This is a genomic window from Alphaproteobacteria bacterium (genome assembly GCA_020638555.1).
GTDB lineage: Bacteria > Pseudomonadota > Alphaproteobacteria > Bin95 > Bin95 > JACKII01.
The window spans coordinates 122,120-145,745 of sequence record JACKII010000007.1 but is presented as its reverse complement, the minus strand read 5'-3'; the positions used below and the strand labels follow the sequence as shown (position 1 = coordinate 145,745).

The window sequence follows — 23,626 nt, the reverse complement described above, 5'->3', positions numbered from 1 at the left end:
AAATACATGGTCTTTGAATTCAGGAGGAACGCGGACAGATTCGTTCTTTTATGCGATAAAATTCTTATTGTCAACAGTGTCGAAACCGCAACCTCGATCCAAGTACGGGCAATTGATGGTTTCTGAAAACACGATCTGTTGCCTTCCGGCCAAACGCTCAACCCGGTTCGATATTCCAATGCATCGAAGCACGCAACAGAAAGGTGAAGCCGGTCAACCTATTTGACGAACATAGGCCCGTTCGTGAAATGCTATCGTCGCCAGCGAGCGCTTCTGAACGTCAGCCCGTTTCGCTGCCCTGCCATTGTTGGGAACAGTGGCGCACCGCGAATTTTGGAAGCGCCTGTTGCGCGTTCCCGGACCCAAGCCCCAGGTGACTGTTAATTGCAATGCCTGATACCCATGCCCTCGCTAAATTCCGCAGTCCACAATCCATCACCGTTGTCTGCAGGCGCAACGCATGATATTTTTGCGACCAACCATTCTTGGATTTGTGTCCACTCTGGTTCAGCTGAAAGGAAACGGTGGAAAAGTTTGATCATACCATCGTGATCTGGCTGCTGATGTTGGCACGCCATAACATCGACGGCGCCAGGACTTTGAGACCGAGCTCCTGAAGTCCTTCGGCATACCGCCAAGTCCATTCTATGGCCCCTAATGCTAAACCCATAATACGTGCGGAACGACTGCGCTTGACTTTTTTCCCACCGGTAAGTTCCTCTTCGCACCCTCCCCGCAGCGGTGATCGAGCGCATCGCCGAAGTTCTCATCCGATTACGGTGACACGGACGGTCCATCTCACTTGGCAGCAGCAAGGTAAAATCCTCGCCGCGTCACCAGTGTTCACCACCGTTGAGTTACACCATTAACGAATTTCTATCGCTACGTTGTTGCGGAAATTGCCGATTGCGACTATGCTGCTGTTCGCTGACAGTGGCCCTGCCCATATGATTTAGAAACTGTTCTCGACACCATGCCGTATCTGCCAGCGCCAGCATCAGTCTTGCCGGTTCCACAACCTATCTGCGTATAAGATCCCATTTCATGGCCTCTTTGCTCTGCGCCTGTGGCTCCCTGCCAAAGTCCGCGGAACGGTTCTTCCGCAAGGGCCAGGTCGGCGGCTGGCGCGAGGTGCAGAGCGAGGCCCAGGCACGCCAGATCGCCATCGACCACCGCGAGGTGCTGGAGCATTTCGGCTATCTGGGCCCGAACGGCGAAATCCGGGACGGGGGCAAGTGATGGCGATGGCTGCCGTTCCGATTCGTTTCCCCTCCCATGCGAGGCCGCTATGACCGACACCCCATCCCCCGAAGCCGCCGCCCCCGAAATCGTTGCCCCCGAAATTGTTGCCCAGGTGCGGGCCAATCTGGAGGCGGTCCACGCCCACATCGCCCAGGCCGCGCGCGACGCAGACCGCGACCCGGCGGCGGTCGCCCTGATCGCCGTCAGCAAGATGCAGCCGGAGGAACGCATTCTGGCCGCCCTGCTGGCCGGCCAGCGCGTCTATGGCGAGAACCGGGTGCAGGAAGCCGAGGGGCGCTGGCCGGCCTATCGTGAGCGCTTCCCCGACGTGCAATTGCACCTGATCGGGCCGTTGCAGACCAACAAGGCCCGGGTGGCGGTGCAGTTGTTCGACGTGATCCACACGGTCGACCGGCAGCGCCTTGCGCAGACGCTGGCGCGCCTGTTCGACGAGACCGGCCGCCGCCTGCCCTGCTATATCGAGGTCAACACCGGCAGCGAGCCGCAAAAGGCCGGCGTGCTGCCGGAAGACGCCGATGCCTTCATCAAGGCCTGCCGCGAGGACTACCGGCTTCCCATCGTCGGGCTGATGTGCATCCCGCCCGCCGACGACGTGCCGGCACCGCATTTCGCCTTTCTGGCCGACATCGCCAGGCGCAACGGCCTGGAGAAACTCTCCATGGGCATGAGCGCGGATTACGAACAGGCGGTGGCGCTGGGCGCGACCGAGGTCCGGGTCGGCAGCGCCATTTTCGGCGAACGGCTGCATCGGTGAGCGAAGGGTTCGACCGGCTGCTGGCGGAGGTGCGGGCCTGCCGCATCTGCGCCGAGCATTTGCCGCTCGGGCCGCGGCCGGTGGTGCAACTGCATCCCGATGCGCGCATTCTGATCATCGGCCAGGCGCCCGGCACCAAGGTGCACGAGACCGGCATTCCCTTCAACGACCCGTCCGGCGACCGGCTGCGGGACTGGCTCGGAGTCGACCGCGACACGTTCTACGACCCGACCCGCATCGCGCTGATGCCGTCCGGCTTCTGCTATCCGGGCCGCGCGCCGAAGGGCGGCGACCTGCCGCCGCGCAAGGAATGCGCGCCGCACTGGCACCCGCGCCTGCGCCCGCATCTGGCGCGCGTGCGCCTGACCCTGCTGGTCGGACAGTACGCCCAGGCGCACTATCTGGGCCGCGCGCGCAAACGCACCCTTGGCGACACCGTCCGGGCATGGGAAGAGTACGGGCCCGATCTCTGGCCGACGCCGCATCCGAGCTGGCGCGTGAACCACTGGCTGACGAAGAACCCCTGGTTCGAGGCCGAAGCCCTGCCGGCGCTACGCGCCCGCGTTTCCCAACTCCTGAAAGCGTAACCATGTCCGACCTGCCGCGCATCACCGTCCTGCCCGGCAAGCACAAGCGCGCGAAGCTGGGCCATCCCTGGATCTATGCCAACGAGGTCGCCATGACGGCCGAGGTCAAGGCGCTGCCGCCGGGCTCGCTGGTGACCGTGGCCAACAGCGGCGGCGAGGTCATGGGCACGGCGTTTTTCTCGGCCAACACCCTGGCGGTGGCGCGCATGCTGGACCGCCGGCCCGACCGGCCGTTCGACGCCGCCTTTGTCGCCGAACGGGTGCAGCGCGCCGCCGCCTGGCGGGCGAAGCTGTTCCCCGAGCCGTTCCACCGGCTGATCCATGCAGAGGCCGACGGCCTGCCGGGCCTGATCGTCGACCGGTTCGGCCCGGGTCTGGTCTGCCAGCTCAACACCGCCGGCATGGACCGCCACCGCGACGCGGTCATCGACGGCCTGCGTCAGGCAGTGCAGCCGGACTGGCTGCTGCTGCGCAACGATTCGGCCCAGCGCAGCCTGGAAAAGCTGCCGGAAACGGTGGAGACCGCCTTCGGCCAGCCGCCGAGCCCGCTGGAAATCCTGGAGAACGGCGTCGTCTACCTGTCGGACGTCGCCGGCGGCCAGAAGACCGGCTGGTTTTACGACCAGCGCCTGAACCGGGCCATGGTCGCGGCGCTGGCGCCGGGCGCGAGCGTGCTGGACGCCTATTGCTATCTGGGCGGCTTCGGCCTGCTGGCCGCCAAGGCCGGCGCCGCCGCGGTCACCTTGCTGGACCGGTCCGAGCCGGCGCTGGCGCTGGCGGCGGAAGCCGCGGCGCGCAACGGCCTCGCCGAGCGGGTTTCGACCCAGCGCGGCGAGGTGTTCGACGCACTCGACGCCTATGCCGCCGAAAAGCGTCGGTTCGACGTGGTGGTGATCGACCCGCCGGCCTTCGCCAAATCCCGGAAGGACCTGCAACCGGCACTGCGCGGCTATCGCAAGCTGGCCCGGCAGGCGGCCCGGCTCGTCGCCCCCGGCGGCTTCCTGCTGGCCAATTCCTGCTCGCACACGGTGGACGTCGCCAATTTCACCGCCGAGACCACCCGCGGCGTGTTCGAGGCCGGCCGCACCGCGCGCGTGCTGCGCACCACCGGCGCCAGCCCGGACCACCCGACCCATCCGCAATTGCCGGAGAGCGCCTATCTGAAGGCGCTTCTCCTGAATCTGGACTGAAAAAGCCCCGTCCGATCAACAGGGATCCCGCCGCCATGCCCCACCCCACTGACCTGAGGGAGCGCTTCGCGCGCGACGGCTTCGTCACGCCGCTTACCGCCATGACACCGGCCGCGGCGGCCGGCTATCGCGGCCAGTTGGAGGCGGCGGAAGCCCGGTTCGCGGCCGAGCCGGCGTTGCGCAAATGCCTGCGCCGCTATCCCAATCTCGTCCTGCCCTTCGTCGATGAGATCACCCGCCTGCCGGCGATCACCGACACGGTCGCCGCCATTCTGGGCGAGGATCTGCTGGTGCTGGACCCGCCCTTCTTCATCAAGGAGGCGCAGACCCCACATTATGTCTCGTGGCACCAGGACCTGCACTATTGGGGCCTGGCCGCCGACGACGAGGTCACCGCCTGGGTCGCGCTCAGCCCGGCGACGGTGGAAAGCGGCTGCATGCGCTTCGTCCCCGGCTCGCACCGCCAGGTGGTCGACCATGTCGACACCCATGCGGAGGGCAATCTGCTAACCCGCGGCCAGGAACTGGCGGTCGAGGTGGACGAGAGCGAAGCGCGCGATGTGGTGTTGCAGCCGGGACAGTTCTCGCTGCACCATGGCCGCGTGTTTCATGCGAGCCACGCCAACCGGTCGGACGACCGGCGCATCGGCCTCGCCATCCGCTATATCCCGGCCGGCATGCGCCAGATCGCGGGCGCCGACATGGCGGCGATGCTGGTGCGGGGCCAGGACCGCTTCCACCATTTCCGCGAATGCCGCCCGCCCTCCGGCGTGTTCCTGGCCGAAGACCTGGCGCACTGGCGCGACATCCAGGGCGCGCGCGACAAGGTCATGTACCGCGAGACCTGAGGCCGGCCCCCCCAGGCAGCGCTCAGGGATCGTTGGCGCTCAGGGATCGTCGGGCCGCTGCATGCGGAAGATGTAGCCGAAGGCGGCGTTGTAGAGCAGCGCCAGCGGCACCAGCGCCAGCAGCCAGGCGACCACGTTGGGCGCGAACAGCGGATCGAAGATCGCCAGCAGCGCCCAGACCCCGGCCAGCGCCGCTGCTCCGATCGGCGGAATGCGCAGCTTGCGGGCGATGCCCATGCAGATGGCGCAGCGGAAATAGGACAGCAGCGCCAGCACGATCAGCCCCGCCAGCAGCAGCGCCGCGATGAAGCGCACCAGGATGCGATGGGTGCAGACCCATTCGGCCACGCTGGCAATGACGGAGGCCACGGCCGTCCCCACCGGCGCCAGGGCGGCGGCAACGGCGCCGAACAGCCCCGCCCCCGCCGTCTCGGCCGGTGCCGTGGCGGCTTCGTCATCGCCGGTCCAGAAATGCTGGCGCAACAGGGCGCTGACCGCGGCATTGTCGGCCCCGGCCGCTGTCGGCATCGGCCAGAAGCCGACGCCGCGGAAATTGTCCCGGAAATAGCTGAGATCGTCGTCGTACTGGCCGTAGTCCATCGTCTCCGGTTGCAGCTTCCGCTTGCCGTCCACCAGAACGGGCACGTCGCTGTAGATGTCCTTCAGCCCGCCCGGGCCGATCACGGCGACGGTCTTGCGCAGCATGTTGCGCCGCACCTCGCCCGCGAACGCGTCCTGGATGCCGCGGACCAGCAGCTTTTTCGTGTCCGTCGTCGGCCGGTTCAGCAACACCAGCACCAGATCGACCGGCGCGGCCTGGTCCGCCTGGGCCCGGATCAGGTCCGAAAGTCCCATATAGAGCAGGGTGATACGCTTGCGGATCGACCAGATCGTGTCCGCGTTCCGCAGGTCCTCCGTGCTGCCGATCGGCAGGGCAAAGGCGATGTTCAGGGTCGTGCCCGCCGGCAGGGCCGCCCGCACCGCGCGGGCAATCGCCGCCACCTTCGCGGCCGCGGCCACGGGGTCGGCCCGATTGCCGGTCCCGACCGCATCCGCCATATCCGGGAAATACAGGGTAACGCCGTCGAGCGGCGCTTCCAGGAAGCCGTTCACCGCCCCCAGGGAGTTCACCATATTCCACACCGCCGTCCCGAACCCGGATGGCGGCACGAGGCGGGCGCTCACCGCGTCGGTCAGGGGCGCCAGGTCGGTCTTGTTCGCGCCGTCAGTCCGGATCGCCGTCCACTGATCCAGGATCAGCGCCAGATCGGCCTTGGCATTGTGCCGGTGCACGGCCTCGATGAAGCCCGCCACGCCGTCACCATCCGGCGCCTCCTGCGCCGGGTCCCAGTCGGCCCAGTCGGCAATCGTGTAATCGCCGGACCTGGGGTCGAACTCCGCCCGGGCGCCGAAATAGGCCACGCGCGAGAACAGGCTGAGATCGACCGCCGGCGGCGCCGCCTCGCCCGCCTTCGCAGTCCAATAGGGGTAGAAGCCATAGACGTCGCGGTCGGCCAGAAGATCCCAGGGGACGCAGCCGCAATCGGCGGGCACGGTGAGGGCCAGCGGGTCCACCTTGTCCGCCACGCGCGGATGCTTGCGGGCGGCCAGGGTCAGGTCGCCCAGATCCGCGGGGATCGTGGTTGCCTCGGCCTGCCGGTTCAGCGGGTCGAGCGCCGCCCGTTCGAACAGGGCGTGATCGGCGAAGCTCACGCCTTCCAGCGGCGCGGCCTCGGCCAGGGTTTTGGGGTCGATGCTGCGCAGGGCCGGCATGGTCCGCAGCGCCGTCATGGCCTTGTCGCCCAGCACCACGCCGTCGACGGTCTGGATCTGGGCCTCCACCGCCTTGGCGAAGGCGTCGGACTGGGCGCTGTTCTGCTGGACCAGAACGCCCGCCGCGGCCAGGGTCGCCTGTTTCGTCAGCGCCTCAACCGAATCGAAGGGCTGTTTCGCGAGCTTGCCGATGGCATTGGCCGCCGCCGCGGGCACCCCGTTCGCCTTCAGGTCCGAGGCAATGGTGCCGGGAAGCGTCCACTGCTGTTGTGCGGACTGCTGCGAGGCTTGCGGCGAGGGCGCCGGGGTTGTTGGCGCCGCCGCCGAAGCCGCCGCCACCGAAGCCGTCGTGCCGCCACCCGTCGTGCCCCCACCCGTCGCGCCGCCGTTATCCTGCCCGGACGCGGGTGTGTTTCCGGCTGCCGGCGGTGGCGCCGGCTTGGCCGCGACCGGGACCGCGCGGGCGGCCGCCTGGGCGGCATAGCGGCCGGCCTCGGTCTCCGCCTTCTGCTGCAACGCTTCCGCCAGAATCTGCCCGATCTGGTTGGTCAGTGCGGAGCGGGTGTCCGGCGGCGGCAGTTTCGCCAGCGCCTGCAACGCGGTGCGGGCGCTGTTCGGCAGAGAGAACAGCGGACCGCTGGCGAAGCCGTTGTCGACCAGTTCGTAGGTTTTCACCGTTTCGGCGTCGCTCTTCAGCACCTGGGCGACATAGTCCCGGTTGCACTGATCGAGGCCCGGCACCGCCTTGGCCACTTCGTCGGCGGCCGCTCCGACATCCCGCGCCTGGGTCCCGGCGAGCTTCGAGACCGCCTCCACCAGTTTTTCCCGCCCCGCAATGGCTTTCACGTCTTCCGCGGTCAGTTCGAAATACCGGGCCCCGGCCGTCAGCGAACAACTGGCGGGCAGCCCCTTCTCGGCCGCATCCACCGGGTCGGGCGTGGGCGGCGTGTCGGGTGCGGGCTGGTCGGAGCCGCCCCCCGATTCGCGGTATTCCGCCAGCAATGCCAGCACCACCGGCACCGAACCGGCCAGCCGCAACAGGCGATGGTAGGGCAAGGGATCGTCGCCCTTCGCCGTCACCCAGCGGCCGAAACGCGGGTCGCGAATCGTCGCCACGGCCTGGGGGTCGATCACCTGCAACTGCGCATAATGCGAGAGCGCCGCCAACGTATCCGCCGCCGCGCTCGCGGCCGAGCCGGTCACGCGGTAGGCTTCGCAAAACGCCGCCGCCGCCGCGCCGTCGTCCGACACGGTCCGCCCCAGCAACACGGGCAGCAGATCGCGATAGACCGCCAACTGCGCGGCCGGCAGTGCCGCGGCCGGCGCACACACCGCCGCCGACGCCCTGCCGGTCTGCAAGTCCTGGCCGTTGCCCAGCAACTGCCGCACGACCCCGAACGGACCCGCGAGCCGCAGCCGCAGGGCATCGCTGCCGGCGAAGGCTGCCACCGCCGCCGCCGTGGTCACCTCCGCCCGCCAGTCGCGCCTGTCCTCCTCGCTCACCCGGTCGAAATGCTGCGCCGAGGCAAACAGCGCGTCCCAGCGCGCGGTATCGGCCTTGAGGGCGAGGACCGGGAAATCGCCACAAAACGCCCGCAGCGCCTTCTGCGTCTCCTTGCCGAACAGCCCGTCGTTCAGATTGCGCTCGGGACGGTTCACGTCCAGGCGTCGGAAGTCGGCGGCGGTGTAGACCGCGCGGATGCCGCGCTGCACCTGGCGCACGAAGGGGCGCGACTTGGCATTGATCGCCTGCCGGTCCGCCAGGTTCAGCTCGTCGACCAGACGGCAGTCGTCGCGGTAGAGCTCCATCTGCCACGGCGCCGGCGCGACCTGTGGCTGCTGCGCCCCGGCTCCGGAAGCGAGACCGATCAGGCCGGCCGCCAGCGCCAGCGTCACCGCCACCCAACCCGCAATCCCGTTCATAGCGTCCGCCCCAGCTTGCGCATTTCCTTGCCCACGCCGCCCAGCAGGTCGGCCTGAGAGATCGCCTCGCGGTCGTCGTTCAGCGCGGCGATGGCCGCGTAGCGCACCACGTTGACGATGTTGCCGCCCGCCAGTTCGCAGCGCTCGGCCAGATCGTCCAGGCGCACGTCCGCGCCCAGTTCGACCGCGGTACCGACGGCGCCGCGCCAGAGCGCCAGACGGTGTTCCGCATCGGGCAGCGGAAAATAGACCAGCGACTGAAAGCGCCGCGCAAACGCCTCGTCGATATTGCTCTTCAGGTTGGTGGCCAGAACGGTCAGGCCCGGATAATCCTCCACCCGTTGCAGCAGGTAGGCGATTTCCTGGTTGCCGTAGCGATCCATCGAGGTGTTGGCCTGGGTGCGCTTGCCGAACAGGGCGTCCGCCTCGTCGAAAAACAACAGCCAGTCGCGATTCTGCGCCTGGTCGAAGACCCGGGCCAGGTTCTTTTCGGTCTCGCCCACATATTTCGAGACCAGCATGGAGAGGTCGACCCGGTAGACGTCCAACCCCAGGGCCTTGCCCAGCAGCACCGCGGTCAGGGTCTTGCCGGTGCCGGGCGGGCCGTAGAACAGGCAGCGATAGCCGGGCTTCAGCAGCCGCTGAAAGCCCCAGTCCCGCATGATCCGGCCCTCGTGCTGCATCCAGCCGCGAATATGCGCCAGTTCCACCATGGCTTCCGGCGGCAGGATCAGGTCGTCCCACTCCAGCCCGGTGGTCAGGCGCTTGGCCGGAAAGTCGGGGCTGTAGTCCGGCTTGCGGGCATGGCCGGTGGTCAGCCGCTCCACCCATTCCGGCGACACGGTCAGGGCGCCGCTCAGTTCCGGCTCGTAGGCGCCCACGGATTCCAGCCGCACCAGGTCGAGCCGGCGAAAGGCCCCGTCCGGGCGAAACAGCTTCTGCACGGCAACGCGCCCGGCCAGATCGGCGCCCGCCACCAGGAAGGCCGCGGTCTCGCCGGTGGGCAAAAAGCCGTTGTGATGGGTGCCGCGCCAGCCGCCGAACTCGGAAAAGCCGCGCCCCAGGCCCGGATTCTGCACGAACAGCGGGTCAAGCCGCTCCGGCCCCAGATGCGGCGCCAGCGCCAGCGCCAGAACCAACCGGGCATTGGCGTCGAGCCCCGCCCCGGCCACGAGATCGGCATAGGCGCCCGGCCGCCCCGCCAGCCCTGCCAGCGGCGGCGGCTCCGGCCAGTCCGCCGCCTCGCCGAAATGCGTGGAGAGACGGGCTGCCAATGCTTGGCTCAGCCAGTTCAGTTCGGCCTGGAGCAGCGCCGTGTGCTGTTCGATCGAGGGCATGGGCCTCTCGGTATCCGGCTAAGACATTGGAGGATAGGCACTTGACTGTCGAAGCCTCCCACACTTGATCACAACAGAAAAGAGCAAATCCAACCGTTTGCTCCCGTTACGGTCGCCAATCGACCAGCAACGGCCATTCCATCCAGCGATGCCGGATCGTGCCGTACCCCCAGGGCAGCCGGTCGATCAGCATGTCATAGGCCCGACTTTCCACCCGCAACCGCCAGTTTTCGGACTCGCGACGCACGACACCCGGACGTTGCAGAAACGCTTCCCGCAAGCCGGCGACCGAGGTGTTGCCGATGGCGGACCAGTTGGAGACCACCGCCTGCAACAGGCCGTCGATCAGTCCCGTCTCCTCCTCCGACAGGGCGACGGGTGCGGGCGGCTGGTTCGGATCGAGGCCGCAGAGCAGGGCGGCGACGCAATCGCGACGGGGGGCCGGATCGTCCCGGTGGGCGTCCGTCGTCGCCTCGCCCCAGACCGCGTACCGGACCAGCGCCCGCGCCTTGGCGCAGGCCGTGTCATCCGCGAAAGCGCCGTCGACCACCAGGCCCCGCATCTCGAACAGCCGCGGCAGGTAGACCGCGATCAGCACCACGCCGGCATCGTCGGTCCACCAGCCGCCGCTGTCCGGCGCCGTACCCTGCATGGGCCGTGCCGGTTCCGGCTCCGCCAGGGCCCGCAGCCGCCTTGCGACCGGATCGGCCGCCGCGGGCGCCAGCACCGTCGCCAACTGCCGCGCCATCGCGCCGTCCGCGAGCCGGCCGGTCGTGGCAAGGCGCCGAAGGACGGTGCGGCCATAGCGCTCGACAATCCGGTCGGGCGGCGGCGCCAGCGCCAGTTCCGCCAAAGCCGTCCAGGCCACGGCCCGCACCGGCATCCGTGGCCGTGACAGGGCGCCGGCGATCCATTCCAGCGCTGCCAGCCCCTCTCCCGCCACGGCGGGGGCCAGATGGGCGAGCAGTCGCGCGCGTTCCGCCTCCGACAGCGCCAGGACCGCCGCGATGGCGGCCTCCGGCGGCGACCGGCGCAGGATATCCGCGAGCCGGCCGGGCGCGCGCGCCAGCAGCGCCCGCATCATGACCGCCCGCTGCCGCCCATCCGCCGGCCGGTCCGTCGACCGGTCCATCGCCAGGGACGCCGCCAGGATCTGCGGGAGGTCGAAGCCGGCAGCCGGCGTCGCGGCGTCCGCTCGGTCTCGCCCGTCCGGACCGTCGTCTCCGTCGGTCCCGACGGGACGGGTCGCCGCCCGCGGTGCCTCCCCGGCCGGAGCGGCATCGATTGCACTGGCGGAGGGGGCCGGTCGCGCACCGGCACGCGCCGCCTCGCCGGTCGGAGCGACATCGGACGCCAGCGCGGCCAGGGCGGACCGCAGGGCGGCCGGGTCCGGTTGCGCTTCCGCCAGCAGGCGGCGGGCCTCGGCGACGGCGCTGGCACCGGGCGCATCGACGGCAGGGTCAACGGCATGATCCGATGCTGCCGGGACCAGAGCGACGGCCGCGGCCAGCATGGCCCGCACGTCCTCGGCCGTGCGCTCCCAGACCGCCGCGGCAAGCCCTCCCGGCTCGGCCGTCGTCTCCTGCCACCAGCGCAACAGGGCCAGTGGGGCGTGGTCGCCGAGCGCGGCCAGAACGGCCGGCAACGCCCCGTCCGCCACCGTTCCCGTGCTCAAATCGGCCAGCAGGCGGTAGCCCGCAAGCAGGGCCTCTGCCCTGCCGGCAGGCGCGGCTTCCGGACGCTCTTCGGGCGCCGCGGCCGATGCGGGCGCCGCCTCGTGATCCTCCGCCCCATCATCCTCCGACCCGTCATCCTCCGGGCCGGGATGCGCCGACGCGCCGGTTCGCGTCCCGCCATCCTCCGCGTCGTCCGCCCGCCGCGACGCGATGGCCGTATGGCCCGGATCCCCGGCCTCCCCGGCCTCCGCGGCCGCCCCCTGCGTGACCGCCTGGCCCGCCTCACGCAGCGCCTCCTCCATTCCGCCCAGTGCCGGGAGACCGGCGAGCATTTGCAAGCGGGCGACGATGGCCGCCGCCGCTTCCGCCTCGCCCGGAGGCTGCGCGGGCGAACCTCCATCGGCCTGCGGAGCCCCGGCCGCCAGCGCCAACGCCGCGACCAGTTCTTGCCGCTCCCCCGCCGCGAGGAGACGCAACAGCCGCCGCCAGAACACGGACCGGTCGGTGGGGCGTACCGTGACGGTGCCGAACGGCTGGCGCCTGACGGTCAGCGCGGCCCAAACCGCTTCCGCCTGCTCGAGCCATGCCGCCGGCCGGTCGGTTGCCGACACGACCGGCACGACCGGCACGACCGGTACGACCGGCGCGGCCGGCGCGGCCGCCGCCGTCGGCGCTATCGGTGCGGGCGGCACGTGCCGCGCGGGCGGTCCCACTGTGGCGGGCATAGGCGGCGCGGCCAGCGCAAACGCGGCGAGGTCCGGCTCGGGCAACAGGGCCGCCAGCCGCTCCACCGCCTCGAACCGCCGGACGAGCGGCAGCGCTGCCAACGCCCGCCAAAGCCGGGCCGGCCCCACCCGTGCGAGCACACCCAGGCCGGCCCTCAGCACCGCCGGGTCCTCGTCTTCGGTGAGGCCCGCGACCAGAACCGCGGCGACCGTATCGGCCAATGCGTTTTCTGCGACAGACGGCCGGGACGACGCGTCGGCTTCGCCCGGCATCGGGGCATGGATGTCCGTCCGGGCGGACGCCCAGCCACCCAAGGCGCCGACAAAGGCCTGGCGCTCCGGCAGCGACCGGTCGGCGAGCACCAGCGCATCGAGCCCCGGCACCGCGGCCAACACGCCCGCCAGACGGAATCGCAGCGCCGCCGGCAGGCGCGCCAGGATTCCCGCCAGGCCGCCGGGCTCCAGCGCGCCTCGAAACAGCGCATCGAAACTGTCATAGGTGCGCGCCAGACGCTCGGCGACCGCTGTCGCATCCGCCCTTCGCTCCATGCCATCGGGCGGCGGTATCGCAACCTCGCCCGGAGCCGCCTCGGCCTCGGCCGCGGCTTCCAGATCGAGCGGCGCGCCCGCCACCAGCGCATGCAGCAACGCGCGCCAGTAGCCGGCTCCCAGCCCCTGCTCCGCAGCCAGGGCCGTGGCGGCATCGGCCACGGCGGCCGCCGCTTCCGCCCCCATCGCCGCGGCGGTGAGGCGGCGGAACTCAACCGCCAGCGTTTCGCTCGACCGGCCGTCGGTCAGAGCCGCAACCGTCACCGCCCCATTGCGCAACCGGCGCAGCAGCAAGGCGGCATCGGCGCTCGCCGGGTCGCGCGGTTCCGAAGCCCCCCCTGCCGGAGCCGCCGCGCCGGCAATGGCCGCGCGCTCCGGTCCGCCCCCGATGCGGGGCGCTTGTCGGCCGGCCTCTCCCCGGTCGCTCGGATGCGGCGGGGAGCCGGGCGGGGCCGCCTCACCGTTAACGCCCGCTCCATCGGCGTGAGGCCGGCCCGGCAGAGGCCCCCTTTCCAGGGCACCGGTATCGCTCGATGCGGTTCGTTCCGCCATGGTCGCCGGCGGATTCGCCGTGCTGTCGCCGGGGGCCGGCCGGTCTTGTTCCGCGGAAAGTGGCGACGCGTCGATGCGCCCGGCTGCCAAATCGGCTGCCGCCGCCCGCTCCAGGTCCAGCGGTTGGTCCCTCCCCAGGGCATGCAGCAAGTGGCGCCAATAACCGGCTCCGAGCTCCTGATCCGTCGCCAGAGCGGTGGCGGCGTCGACCAGCGGGGCCGCCCGCCCCGCCCCCATCGCCGCTTCTGCCAGCCGCCGGAACAGGGCCGCCAGCGCCTCCGCCGACCGGCCGGTCGTCAGGGGATCGAGCGTCATGGCCCCACTCCGCAGGTGCCGGAGCAACCGCCCGGCATCGACAGCCGCAAGCGGGGCGGCCTCCGGAACCGCCGGTTCCGTATCCGCGCCGGCGGACGGCTCCTCTGGCCGTGGCCCATCGGTCGTGGGGGCTTGGGACGTCCCGGCGGGCAGGGCTGCGGGCCGCTCGCCGTCCTCCCCCGTTGCGATGACCGGATATTGGCCCGAAGCGGCACCGGGCGGGCGTTCGGGCCGGTTGCCACCCCCGAGGGCCGGCCGGTCCGGCGACGGGGCGGCCATCGCGGCCGCCCGTTCCAGGTCGAGCGGCGCGGCGTCGACCAGGGCCTCCAGCAACCGACGCCAATACGCTGCACCGAGGGTGCGCTCCGCCGCCATTGCGACGGCGGCTTCGGCCATGGCGGTTCCCTCCGCCTCGCCCATCGCTGCGGCGGCCAGCCGCCGGAACAGGCCAGTCAGGCCTTCGACGGATTGGTTCGCGACCAACGCCGCCAGCGATGGCTCCCCCTGCCGCAGCCGTTGCAGCACGCGCGCGGCCGTTTCCTCAGGTCCGGCGGGATCGGCTGCGGCACCGGTCCCGCCCGCCGACGGGCCCAGCGCGTGGGACGAATCCCCCGACCCAGGGTCTCGGCTCGCAGCCATGGCCGGCTGTTCGCTCGTGGCCGGGAGTCCCGCCAGCGCTTGCAGACGCGCCCGCAATTCCGCTTCCGAGACAGGGACGGAGGGCAGGCTGCCGGCGGCCGCATCCGCGGAGAGCGCCGCGTACAAAACCCGCACGTCCGCCAACGACCGGCCTTCGATCAGGCGCGCGAGCCCGATCCGCCCGGATCGCAGCGCCGCCAGCACGGCCGCCGGGCGGTCGGGAGTGCCCAGCAGCCAGGCGGGCGTCCAATCGGCGAGCGCTTGAGCCTCCGGCACCTCCGCGTCGGCAGGGTCGGCAGGGCCGACAGAGCCAGCGGCGGCGCGATGATCCCCGCCGGGAGGGGATGCCGCCCCCGCGCCCTGCTGCGACGCAAGGGCCGGCCCACCGGCCGCGCGTTCCCGGGTCCGCCGCCGGCCCGCCGCCTCGCGGATCGCGGCGAGCAGGGCGTCGCGCAGGGCCGTGCGGTCGCGCTCGCGGATGCCGTCGGCGGAAAGCGGCGGCACGCGCACCGCCAGATCGTCCAGGATGAGGTCGCCGAATTCGCCCGCGGCCAGGTCGAGCGCGTCCTCCACCGCCGGCAGCAGGTCGCGCACCAGCCGTTCCACCAGGGCGCTGGCGGCCTCCCGGTCGGCGGGCGGGCAGGGCCAGCCGAAGCGCACCTCCAGATGGTCGATGAAATGCCGGGCCAGGCTGATGGCCGCGGCGGAAGCGAACGGGCCGGGCACGCCTAGGGCCCGGCGGGCGAAGCCGGCTCCAGCAAGCCCACCAGCCGCAGCGCCGCCCGGTCCGCGGCCTCGGCCCGCGCCGCCTCGCCCGGCGCATCCGCCAGCGCCGCCAGTGCGGCCCGCCAGTCGGCATGGGCTTGCTCGAACGCGGCCAGCGCCTCGAACGTCTCCAGCCAGCAATCCTCCACCATCAGATGCGCGGGGCTGTTCAGGCGCAGGGTCTCGCGCGCCAGCGAGCGGAAGCCCGGCTGCGCGGTGCGCGCGGTCCAGCCGGAGAAGACGGCCGTCAGCCGCATTTGCCGCGCTTGCTGCCTTTGCCGCAACGGCGCAGCGAAGGCGGCGTCCGAGCGGGGCCGCAGCAACACCCCTTCCACCACGAACACGCCTTCGGCATTGCGGCAGACCTGCACCGAGAATCGCCGCACCAGATTGGCGACGCGCCGGGCCGTCGCCCGGTCGCGAAACAGGCCGACCACCAGCACGTCGTCCGGCTCGCCATCGTCCAGCAGCAGCCACCAGCCGTCCGCGCTGCGGCGGATGGCGAAGCGGTCGAGCTGGCAGCCGAAGGCCACCAGCGAGGGATGGATCGGGCCGGGCGTCAGGAGATCGTGCGGGCGCAGGGCCGCGATCAGGCCGTCGAGGTCGACGCCGGCGCCGTCGTCGCTCAGCAAGGCCTGGCCTTCAAGCGGCTCGGGCAGCCGGGTGCGGGCGATGCGGGCATGGCGCTGGCGGCCGGCCGGCGGGTCCCAGTAATAGTCGGCCGAGCGGTCGCCCAGGCCCGCAGTCAGTCGCGGCGGCTCGCCCGCCGGGCGCAGGTCCAGCAGCAGCGCCAGGCGACGGGCCAGCCCGCCGGCGTCCTCCGCCAGGCGCAGATCGGCGCCGCCGCCACGGTCGCGCGTCATGCCGGCGACCTGGGCGAGAAAGCGTTCGCGATTGGCGATCACCGCCTCGTCCTTCTCGACGCCGACCCGGTACAGGTCGAAGCTGCGCAGCGAATTTTGCGAGAACTGTTCGCCGTAGAGCGCCAGCAGATAGTCCAGCACCCGCCCGCGCCGGTCGAGTGCGTCGGTGTAGGCGTCGCCCACACCGGCCATACCCCCGGCCATTCCCGGCGCCGAGGGGTAGAGATCGCGGTCTTCCGCCGGCAGGCCGGCACCGGGTGCGGCGGAATGGCGATAGCCGGCCTCGCCGTCGCGGGCGGCGAACACCGCCGGAAGCGCGTCCAGATGGGCGAGGAAATCGGCCAGAGCCTGCTCGAACTGCAACAGGAAACCGCGCAACTGCCGCGCCCGCGCCCGTTCCGCCTCGGTGGCGCTGGGGCCGAGGCCTTGCGGCGTGACGTGATAGAGCCGGGGCAGATGGCTCTGCACCAGCGTGTAGCGGTCCACCCCCAGATAATGGCCGACCGGGCGCTCGATGATGGCGTCCGGGCTCTGATGCGGCCGCATGCGGTCGGAGCGTTCGAGCGCGAACCGGTCGATGTGATAGCCCATCCGCACCGGGTCGACCGGCAGGGGACGCCCGCGGCTGGTGAGCGCGATGCCCGCAGCGCCGCCGGCGCCCGCGACCGGCTGTTGCAACACCAGCACCGCCGCCTCTCCCGGCGCCGGCAACCCGTCTTGCGGCAGCACCAGTCGCAACCCCTGGACGAAGCGCACGTCGGCAATTTGCCCGACCGCCCGGAAAAACCGCTCCGGCGCCTGTGCCGCATCGTCCAGCAGGTCGGTCGGAACGCTGCTGCTGGCCGTGTCGCGCAACTGCTCGCGGTCGAACAGGCCGCACTGGCCGAGCGGCCCCAGAAACACCGCGTCCAGGGGCGCCCCGGCCCGTCGCAACTCCTCGAACGGCACGGCCCGGACGCCCGCCGTCAACAACGCCGCGCAACGATCAAACATCTCCGCCGCGATCTCCGAGGGCTCGCGGTCGCGTTCAACCTCGGCTTCCACGGCCAGCGTGCAGGGAATTTCACGCACGAAACCGATGGTTGCCGCATCCTCGCCCGCATTGCGGTTGGCGTCGAAAGCGGCCCGCACCCAGCGCAGCAGGCCCGCGCGGGCGTCACCGCCCCGCACCCTGCCGGCGAACAGGCTGATGCGGAGGCAGCCGGGATCGTCGACGACCGGATCGACCCAGGCGTTGTCGATGGACCGGTCCGCGTCCAGGATCACGGCGCGCCAGTCCTCCGGCGTCGCGGGCCGGCTCGGCAGCGCCTGTTCCGGCGGCAACAGGCCGAGCGCGGCCAGATCGAGCCGGTCCTGGCGCGGCGTCAGCAGGTCGGCGGTGGCGAAGTCGACGCGATAGGCCAGATCCGTCAGGCCGTAGACCAGCGCCTCCAGCAGGGTCACGCCGGGATCGTGGACGTTGTAGTCGGTCCAGCGTTCGCCCGCATACCGCTGTAGCCAGTCCAGCCCGCGCAGGCGGAGGGATTGGAAATCGAGCGGCGGCGTCTCGGTCATTCGGCCGGACCGTCGCCCGCAGCGGTGCCGCCATTGCCGCTGTCCGAGGCCGGCGGCCGGGCCTCGGGATTGTCGCCGGTCATGGCCGGATCGTGCCAGAGTTGGGTCAGATGCGCCCGCACCCTGACGCCCTCGTCGAACGGACAGCGCGAGCGCAATTCGAGGCGGAATTGCCGGGCATCGTCCGGCGCCGTTCGCCACCGCAGCAGGATGCGGTCGCGCATCCGGCCATAGGCGGCGCTGGTGGTGCGAATCCGCCGGCTGCCGGGGAAGAACCAGCCGAACAGGCGCCGGCCCGGATTGTAGGCATTCATCGCCACCGCGTGCAGCATCGCATAGCGCCCGGAACCCTTGCCGCCGCCGACGCCGGCCATCACCTCGAAGGCCTGGCAGCCGGTGATCCAGTCGGTGATCGGGTGCCATTCGCCGTCGGCGGCGACGCCGCCCTTGGCCGCCGGATAGCCGATCCGCCCCCGGGCGCGCACGACGCCGGCAACGTCCAGCGTCGCAGACGGCGCGGCGGTGTTGACCCCGACCTGGCCGCGCGCCACCGCCAGACTGGTCTGGGCGCCCTCGCGCTCGCTGTTGAATTGCAGCACGTCGGCATCCGGGTCGTGCGCCACCCGCCAGACCGGCGGCCCGAACCGGTCGCCGCGATAGAGGCTGATGAAATTCGGCGCCGCCAGCCAGGTGAGTTTCAGGCCGTCGGCCGGCGTCTTGTCGAAACCGTCGTCGACCTTGTTGACGGTGGATTCGATCAGTTCGCCGAAATGCTCGCCGCTGGGCAGCGCGCCGTCGTCGAAATAGTTGCGCAGGGTCCGGCGGTCGCGCCCTCTGCCGCTCATGGCTCTCGTCCCGTCGCCACCAGTGTTGACCCCACGCCCAGCAGGCCGACGCCGGCCGCGCCCGCCGGCCGCCGTTCGTCGGATTGCACGGCCTCCAGCGCCTGCCAGTGGAGCGGCAGCGGCAGGCTCCACGGCACCGAGTATGCGAGGCTGCGCGCGCCGTTCGCCGCGGCTCTGTGTGCCGACGGATCGGCCGCAGTCTGCGCGGGAAGGACGGGCGCCGTCGCCGGCGCGGGCGGGGCGGTGTCCGCCAGGCGATAACAGCCGTGATCGTCGACGCTTATCATCAGCATGCCGAACTCCGAGACATGGCGGACATAGTCGCGCTCGGCAATGAAGGCCTGCACGTCCGCCGCATTCAACTGCCAGCCGAACCCCAGGCGCTGGCCGCGGTCGTCCCAGGGGCTCAGATAGGCCGAAACGTCTTCCACCAGCGCCCGCAACAGGCGGCCGCGGTCGGCCGCGTCGGAAAAGCGGACCCGGCCGCGCACCTGGATCATGTCATAGGCCGCGTTCCGCACCTCCACCCGCGCGCCCGCCGGGGCCTGGCGGGTGAGCGCCGTCTGGATCTCGCGCAGGCTGAGCGCGTCCAGCATGCGCCGCTCGCCATAGCGTTGCGGCCCGGATGCCAGGGCCTGGGGCACCGCCACCAGCAGCACCTTGCCGGCCGCCGGCGCATCCGGCCGGGCATCATCCAGCACGGGGAAGCATTTCACCAGATGCACCTGGGGGAATTGTTCCAGCACCAGCCGCTCATAATCCCAGGCGGTGACGGCGCGCTGGCGGTGCCGCAGCCGCTCGCTGATGCGGGCGCGAAACTGCCGGGGCGTCTCCGGCGGCTGGCCGCCGGTTGCGGCCCGCACCTCCACCATGGCACCGAGGCCCGGCGGCGTCGTCTCCAACTGCCAGGCGATGCCGGCGGGCAGCGGCTTGTGCGGCACGCCGTCTGTCACCACGCGCGAGGCGGTTAGACCGTTCGCCAGCAGACGGGCAACGCGGGGGAAGGTGGCCGGGTCGGCGTCGGTGACGATCCGCAGCCAGTGGCCCGTTCCGGGCACGCGCGGCCCGCCGGCGGCCGCGTCCCCCGCCTCCGCCAGGTCGTCCGGCAGGGTCAGGGTCAGCAGGCCGGAGCGCATCAGCGCGCTGGTGGTGTCCGCCAGCACCAGGTCGTGCGGCAGCGAACGCCAGGCGCCGTCGGCCAGATACTGCCACGCCACCGCGGGCACATCGTAGCGGCGCCGGCGGCGCGCCCGTTCCGCCATCCAGAACAGCAGCGACACCGGCTTGCCCGGCCCGGTGCCCGAAAGCGCGATATGGAGCGCGCCATCCGCCGGCCGCCGTTGCAACGGACCCGGCTCCGGCTGTAGCGGCACCGGGTGCACCTCCTCGCTGCCATAAGGCACCACATGGTCGATGAACTCGGCCTGGCGATAGGCGTGCTCGCGCGGCACCTGCGAGACCCGGATGATGGTGCGCGCCGTATAGTCCAGTTCGAGCCCGGCCAGCACTGGCGTGTAGGGCGGGTTGATCGGCTCGCGCGGCCCGCGCCAAAACGCGGTCCGGGTCATGTTGCGGGACAGCAGCAAGGGATAAAGCTGGTGCCCGAACGCCCCCGGCGGACCGGTCAGCCGCAGGCGCACAAAGCCGCCTTGCGCCGCCAGGTCGTAGCGGAAGTCGGTGGCCGCCAGCCTCGGCGGCAGGGGCTCGGCCGCCGCCGGCGAGCGCATGTCCAGGGTCCGGGTCGCCGGCAGCCGGCTGGCCCCGTCGACGGCGCCGAACAGCGGCACCGGCTCGCCGCCGCTCGCGGGCACCCACACCCCACCGGCCAGCCAGTCGATCTCCGCGCCGAACCGCGCATCGGACCAGTCCTCGCCATACTGGCGGTAATAGGCCGGAAAGCCGCCGAAATCCCGCGGCAGGCCGGACCAGACCAGCCGCAGATGGGCGGTCTCCACCCGTTTCAACGCGGGTTCGTAGGCGCCGACAATGAAGCTGGAGCCGATGCGGGGCGCGGGACCGAAGGGCTGGAACGGCTTGGTGGCGTCGACCGGCCCCAGTTCGCTATAGCCTTTCAGGCTGCGCAGCCCCTCGACCGCCACCACCGCCTCCACCTCCTCCAGCACGAAGGGCGCCAGCAGGCTGTAGGCGCAGAGCGTCGCGCCCGGTGCCAGCAGCAAGCGGGCCGCCGGAACCGGCAGACGGTCCCCGCCCGCCGCCGGCGCGGTCGGGTCCGCCTCGATCGCCGGCGCATCCGGCGCCAGATCGCAGACGATCCGCAGGCCGATCCGGCCGGAGGCGCCGGCCTCGGTCTCCAGCGGGGCGACGCCGATCTCGGGAATGCGCAGCCAGCCTTTGGCGGTCGACAGGTCCAGGGTGAAGGCGTCGCTCAGATACTTGGCGTACTGATACACGCGGCTTTCGGTCAGCAGGGTGCGCACCGAAGCGCCATGGCCATGGCGATCGCCGCCTTCCGGCGCATCGCTGCCGGCCAGCACCCGGTCGGCCGCGTCGGCCAGTTCGTCCACCAGGGCCTGCTCGGCGGCCGATAAGGCGGATGGGACGCGCCGGTCCGGCCCCAGCATCAGGCGGGCCATCAGGCGGCCGAAGGGTGCGGAGAAGCCTCGGGGCCGCTCCGGCGTCGCGATGCGGATCAGGGCGAGCACGAACACCAGATAGAGCGGATCGTCCGGAAACAGCGCCGCATGGGCCGGCTGCACCGTCCGCTGCGCCGGCGTCGACCCGGCGATGATCCGCGCCGCGGCCGTCTTCGCCGGGCCAAGGCCGCACGCATCGACCAGCCCGGGGTCGGCACGCAGCCAGGTCTCGCACCGGGCCGGGTCCAGCACCGCGCCGGCCGCAGCGCCGGCGCGTCCGCCCAGCGGCCGCAGCACCAGTTGCAGGTCGAGCCGCCGCTGGCCCTCGCGCAGCAGCAGCAGCGGCGTCGAGACCACCAGCCCCATCGGTGCGGCATCGGCGGCCTCCGCCCCGGCAGCGTCGCGCCCGAACAGCGACCAGGACGGCGCCCCTTGCTCCGCCGGCGGTTCGACCGGCAGGCGCAGCCGGTGGATGCGCGTGACGAAGTCCATCTCGCGCTGGGGCGAAAGCAGCGGGTCCCGCTCGAAATGCAGGGCGTGCAGGCCGGCAATCCGCGCGGTCGACGCGAACGCCTCCGCATCCGCCTGAAAGCGCAGCGGCGGCGCGCCGTCGGCGGTGGTGGCCAGCACCGGGTCGCCGCGGCGGATCGGCAAGGCCTCGCGCGCCGTGGCGGCCGGAAACGCCAGCAGCACCTGCTCCGGCATGGCCGGCCGCTCGCGGGTGCCGAGCACGTCGCGGTAATAGAAGTCGTTGTGGCGGCGGGTGAAGCCGTTCAGATGCTGCTGCGTGTCGCCGAACAGCCGCAGAAACGCCAGCACCAGGGCAAAGGCCGGCTCATGGTCGGCCCGTGCCAGGCTGTCCTGGAAATAGGCGGGCACCATGGACTGCAACAGGCGCACGGCGCTGATCAGCGTCGAGAACCCGCCTTGCAGACCGTGGCGGGGGTCGTGGCGGGGATCGTGGCCCGGCGGGACGGCGCTCCGGCGATCGGCATCGCGAGCCGCCCCCCAGGCCGGGTCGAGCCCGCTCGGCAACAGCGCCGCCGGCAGGTGGGCGAGGGCCGGCCCCAAGCGGGTGCGGACCAGTTCCGCCGTGCGTCGGTGCAGTTCGACCGCCGGCCGGGCCGGCAACTGCCCCAACCGCTGCAACCAGCCGTCGATGCGCGCGGCCAGATCCCGCAACTCGGCGCCGGCCTTTGCGGGGTCGCGGTGCAGCGCGTCCAGGAATCGGCGCTCCAGCGGCGCGGTGCGCGTGGCCAGAATCTCGGCCATCACCACCAGATCCTCGCGCGCGAACAGGCGCTGCCAGGTGCCGGCGAACCGATTGGCCTGATCGACGAAGGGCAGCCGCCCGGCGGTTTCCGACAGGCCGGCCAGCAGGGCCGCGAAATTGCGCTCGTCCACGTGGAAATAGCCGTCGGCCAGCGCCTCGGGCAGGCGGTCGCCCTGCCGCACGCCATCGCCGAACCGCCAATGACCCGGATCTGCCACGCTGTCTCCCTCACGATGGGGCCGGGGCGCGAACGGCCGACGAGCCGGCCCCAGCCCAACCGTCTGCGCAACCAGAAGTAACGGCGCATGCTAGCACCACAAGTGCCTGTTTTGGCAAGATCGAATAGGCTATTGTTCCCGCTCGACGTCCGCTTGCAGCCTTGCCGCCGTCTTCGGATGGCCGTTATGCTGGCAGGGCCATTGGCCAAGGAAAGGGTGATGCCGATGCGTCAGACCACCCGAAAGGCTCGTCCGGCTGCCGGAAAGCCCGCGGTTTCCGTGGGGCTGGCGGCGCCGGCCACCGCCGCCAGCCTGGACTTGCAGCAACTCCAGCGCCGGGCCGCCGCCAGCCGGCAGAGCCAGGCCGCCACCGCCCTGCAACTGCGGGCGGATGCCTCGGTGCAACGCATGGGCGGGCCGGAGGAGGAGGAACTTCAGGGCAAGTTCGCCGATTCCGTCCAACGCATGGGCGGGCTGGAGGACGAAGAACTCCAGGGCAAGTTCGCCGATTCCGTCCAGCGCATGGGCGGGCTGGAGGACGAAGAACTCCAGGGCAAGTTCGCTGGCCCCGTGCAACGGGAGGCCGGAGCGGCCGCCACGGCGGCGGGCGCGACCGGCGGCGGCCTGCCGGGCCATCTGCAAGCCGGGCTGGAAAGCCTCTCCGGCCATGACATGAGCGATGTGCGGGTGCACTACAACTCGTCCGCCCCCGCCTCGGTCGGGGCGCTGGCCTACACCCAGGGGTCGACGATCCATGTCGCACCGGGCCAGGAACAGCATCTGGGCCACGAAGCCTGGCACACGGTGCAGCAGCGCCAGGGCCGGGTGCAGCCGACCGGCAGTGTCGCCGGCCTGCCGCTGAACGACGACCCGGGCCTGGAGCGCGAGGCCGACGTGATGGGCGCCCGCGCCGCCAGCGAGGGCGTGCGCCAGAACCGTCTCGCCCGCGACGGCGAGGGCTGACACCGCCAGCATGCCCGGACCGCCCGCCGCCCGCCTCAGCGACATGCACACCTGCCCGATGGTCACCGGGCTGGTGCCGCATGTGGGCGGGCCGATCGTCAACGGTTCGCCGAACGTGCTGATCGGCAAGCTGCCCGCGGCCCGCGTCTCGGACCCTTTGACCTGCGTCGGCCCGCCGGACACCATCGTCAAGGGCTCCGCCACCGTGTTCATCAACAAGCTGCCGGCAGCCCGCATCGGCGACCAGACGGCCCATGGCGGCGTCATCGTCCTCGGCGAATTCACGGTGTTGATCGGCGGCTAGCCCGGCGGGCGGATCGGCTGCCACGGCGGCCGTCGGCGCTTGACGCCCGCGCGCGTCCGCCGCACCATCGGCGCCACCCAAAATCGCACGAACATCGCCCCGGGAAGGACACGCCC

General features: G+C 71.3%; 13 protein-coding genes. 7 read left to right on the top strand and 6 right to left on the bottom strand.

Annotated elements, in window-relative coordinates:
• Nucleotides 1-1,044 precede the first annotated feature (1,044 nt).
• The 5 genes from H6844_19860 to H6844_19840 are packed head-to-tail and all read left to right on the top strand — an operon-like array spanning nucleotide 1,045 to nucleotide 4,642.
• The gene (locus H6844_19860) at nucleotides 1,045-1,239 is read left to right on the top strand and encodes a hypothetical protein (protein ID MCB9931659.1); all 195 of its coding nucleotides are present in this window, start codon (nucleotides 1,045-1,047) and stop codon (nucleotides 1,237-1,239) included.
• A gap of 49 nt (nucleotides 1,240-1,288) precedes the next feature.
• A complete protein-coding gene (locus tag H6844_19855) occupies nucleotides 1,289-2,017 on the top strand; it encodes a YggS family pyridoxal phosphate-dependent enzyme (protein MCB9931658.1) in 729 nt (242 codons plus the stop codon).
• On the top strand, nucleotides 2,014-2,604 hold the full coding sequence (locus H6844_19850; GenBank protein ID MCB9931657.1) for a uracil-DNA glycosylase family protein: 591 nt from the start codon (nucleotides 2,014-2,016) through the stop codon (nucleotides 2,602-2,604). Before H6844_19855 ends, H6844_19850 begins: the two co-directional genes overlap by 4 nt.
• A gap of 2 nt (nucleotides 2,605-2,606) precedes the next feature.
• Nucleotides 2,607-3,794, top strand: a complete 1,188-nt coding sequence (locus H6844_19845) for a class I SAM-dependent rRNA methyltransferase (GenBank protein MCB9931656.1) — start codon at nucleotides 2,607-2,609, stop codon at nucleotides 3,792-3,794.
• Between the two features lie 35 nt (nucleotides 3,795-3,829).
• Nucleotides 3,830-4,642 (top strand): phytanoyl-CoA dioxygenase family protein, encoded by an 813-nt coding sequence (locus H6844_19840; protein ID MCB9931655.1) that lies wholly within the window; start codon nucleotides 3,830-3,832, stop codon nucleotides 4,640-4,642.
• A gap of 39 nt (nucleotides 4,643-4,681) precedes the next feature.
• On the opposite strand, the gene H6844_19835 is transcribed toward H6844_19840, so the two are convergent.
• The 6 genes from H6844_19835 to H6844_19810 form a co-directional block, all read right to left on the bottom strand.
• On the bottom strand, nucleotides 4,682-8,338 hold the full coding sequence (locus H6844_19835; protein ID MCB9931654.1) for a hypothetical protein: 3,657 nt from the start codon (nucleotides 8,336-8,338) through the stop codon (nucleotides 4,682-4,684).
• A complete protein-coding gene (locus H6844_19830) occupies nucleotides 8,335-9,675 on the bottom strand; it encodes an ATP-binding protein (GenBank protein MCB9931653.1) in 1,341 nt (446 codons plus the stop codon). The genes H6844_19835 and H6844_19830 overlap by 4 nt, the downstream gene beginning before the upstream one ends.
• Before the next feature lie 106 nt (nucleotides 9,676-9,781).
• Nucleotides 9,782-14,725: a hypothetical protein gene (locus H6844_19825; GenBank protein MCB9931652.1), complete on the bottom strand. Its 4,944-nt coding sequence runs from the start codon at nucleotides 14,723-14,725 to the stop codon at nucleotides 9,782-9,784.
• A gap of 134 nt (nucleotides 14,726-14,859) precedes the next feature.
• Nucleotides 14,860-17,313, bottom strand: coding sequence for a hypothetical protein (locus H6844_19820; protein ID MCB9931651.1), 2,454 nt, complete (start codon nucleotides 17,311-17,313; stop codon nucleotides 14,860-14,862).
• Nucleotides 17,310-18,158: a hypothetical protein gene (locus H6844_19815; GenBank protein MCB9931650.1), complete on the bottom strand. Its 849-nt coding sequence runs from the start codon at nucleotides 18,156-18,158 to the stop codon at nucleotides 17,310-17,312. The genes H6844_19820 and H6844_19815 overlap by 4 nt, the downstream gene beginning before the upstream one ends.
• Nucleotides 18,155-22,243, bottom strand: coding sequence for a baseplate J/gp47 family protein (locus tag H6844_19810; protein ID MCB9931649.1), 4,089 nt, complete (start codon nucleotides 22,241-22,243; stop codon nucleotides 18,155-18,157). Before H6844_19810 ends, H6844_19815 begins: the two co-directional genes overlap by 4 nt.
• Before the next feature lie 225 nt (nucleotides 22,244-22,468).
• On the opposite strand from H6844_19810, the gene H6844_19805 reads away from it, so the two are divergent.
• Entirely contained in the window at nucleotides 22,469-23,206 is a 738-nt protein-coding gene (locus H6844_19805; GenBank protein ID MCB9931648.1) for a DUF4157 domain-containing protein, read from the top strand.
• A gap of 10 nt (nucleotides 23,207-23,216) precedes the next feature.
• The gene (locus tag H6844_19800) at nucleotides 23,217-23,510 is read left to right on the top strand and encodes a PAAR domain-containing protein (GenBank protein ID MCB9931647.1); all 294 of its coding nucleotides are present in this window, start codon (nucleotides 23,217-23,219) and stop codon (nucleotides 23,508-23,510) included.
• Nucleotides 23,511-23,626: the final 116 nt, after the last annotated feature.

Bases quoted from the DNA above. Each gene is read 5' to 3' on its own strand.
- H6844_19860 (MCB9931659.1), top strand. From the start codon at position 1,045: ATGGCCTCTTTGCTCTGCGCCTGTGGCTCCCTGCCAAAGTCCGCGGAA.
- H6844_19840 (MCB9931655.1), top strand. From the start codon at position 3,830: ATGCCCCACCCCACTGACCTGAGGGAGCGCTTCGCGCGCGACGGCTTC.
- H6844_19830 (MCB9931653.1), bottom strand. From the start codon at position 9,675: ATGCCCTCGATCGAACAGCACACGGCGCTGCTCCAGGCCGAACTGAAC.
- H6844_19855 (MCB9931658.1), top strand. From the start codon at position 1,289: ATGACCGACACCCCATCCCCCGAAGCCGCCGCCCCCGAAATCGTTGCC.
- H6844_19820 (MCB9931651.1), bottom strand. From the start codon at position 17,313: ATGACCGAGACGCCGCCGCTCGATTTCCAATCCCTCCGCCTGCGCGGG.
- H6844_19800 (MCB9931647.1), top strand. From the start codon at position 23,217: ATGCCCGGACCGCCCGCCGCCCGCCTCAGCGACATGCACACCTGCCCG.
- H6844_19805 (MCB9931648.1), top strand. From the start codon at position 22,469: ATGCGTCAGACCACCCGAAAGGCTCGTCCGGCTGCCGGAAAGCCCGCG.
- H6844_19845 (MCB9931656.1), top strand. From the start codon at position 2,607: ATGTCCGACCTGCCGCGCATCACCGTCCTGCCCGGCAAGCACAAGCGC.
- H6844_19835 (MCB9931654.1), bottom strand. From the start codon at position 8,338: ATGAACGGGATTGCGGGTTGGGTGGCGGTGACGCTGGCGCTGGCGGCC.
- H6844_19815 (MCB9931650.1), bottom strand. From the start codon at position 18,158: ATGAGCGGCAGAGGGCGCGACCGCCGGACCCTGCGCAACTATTTCGAC.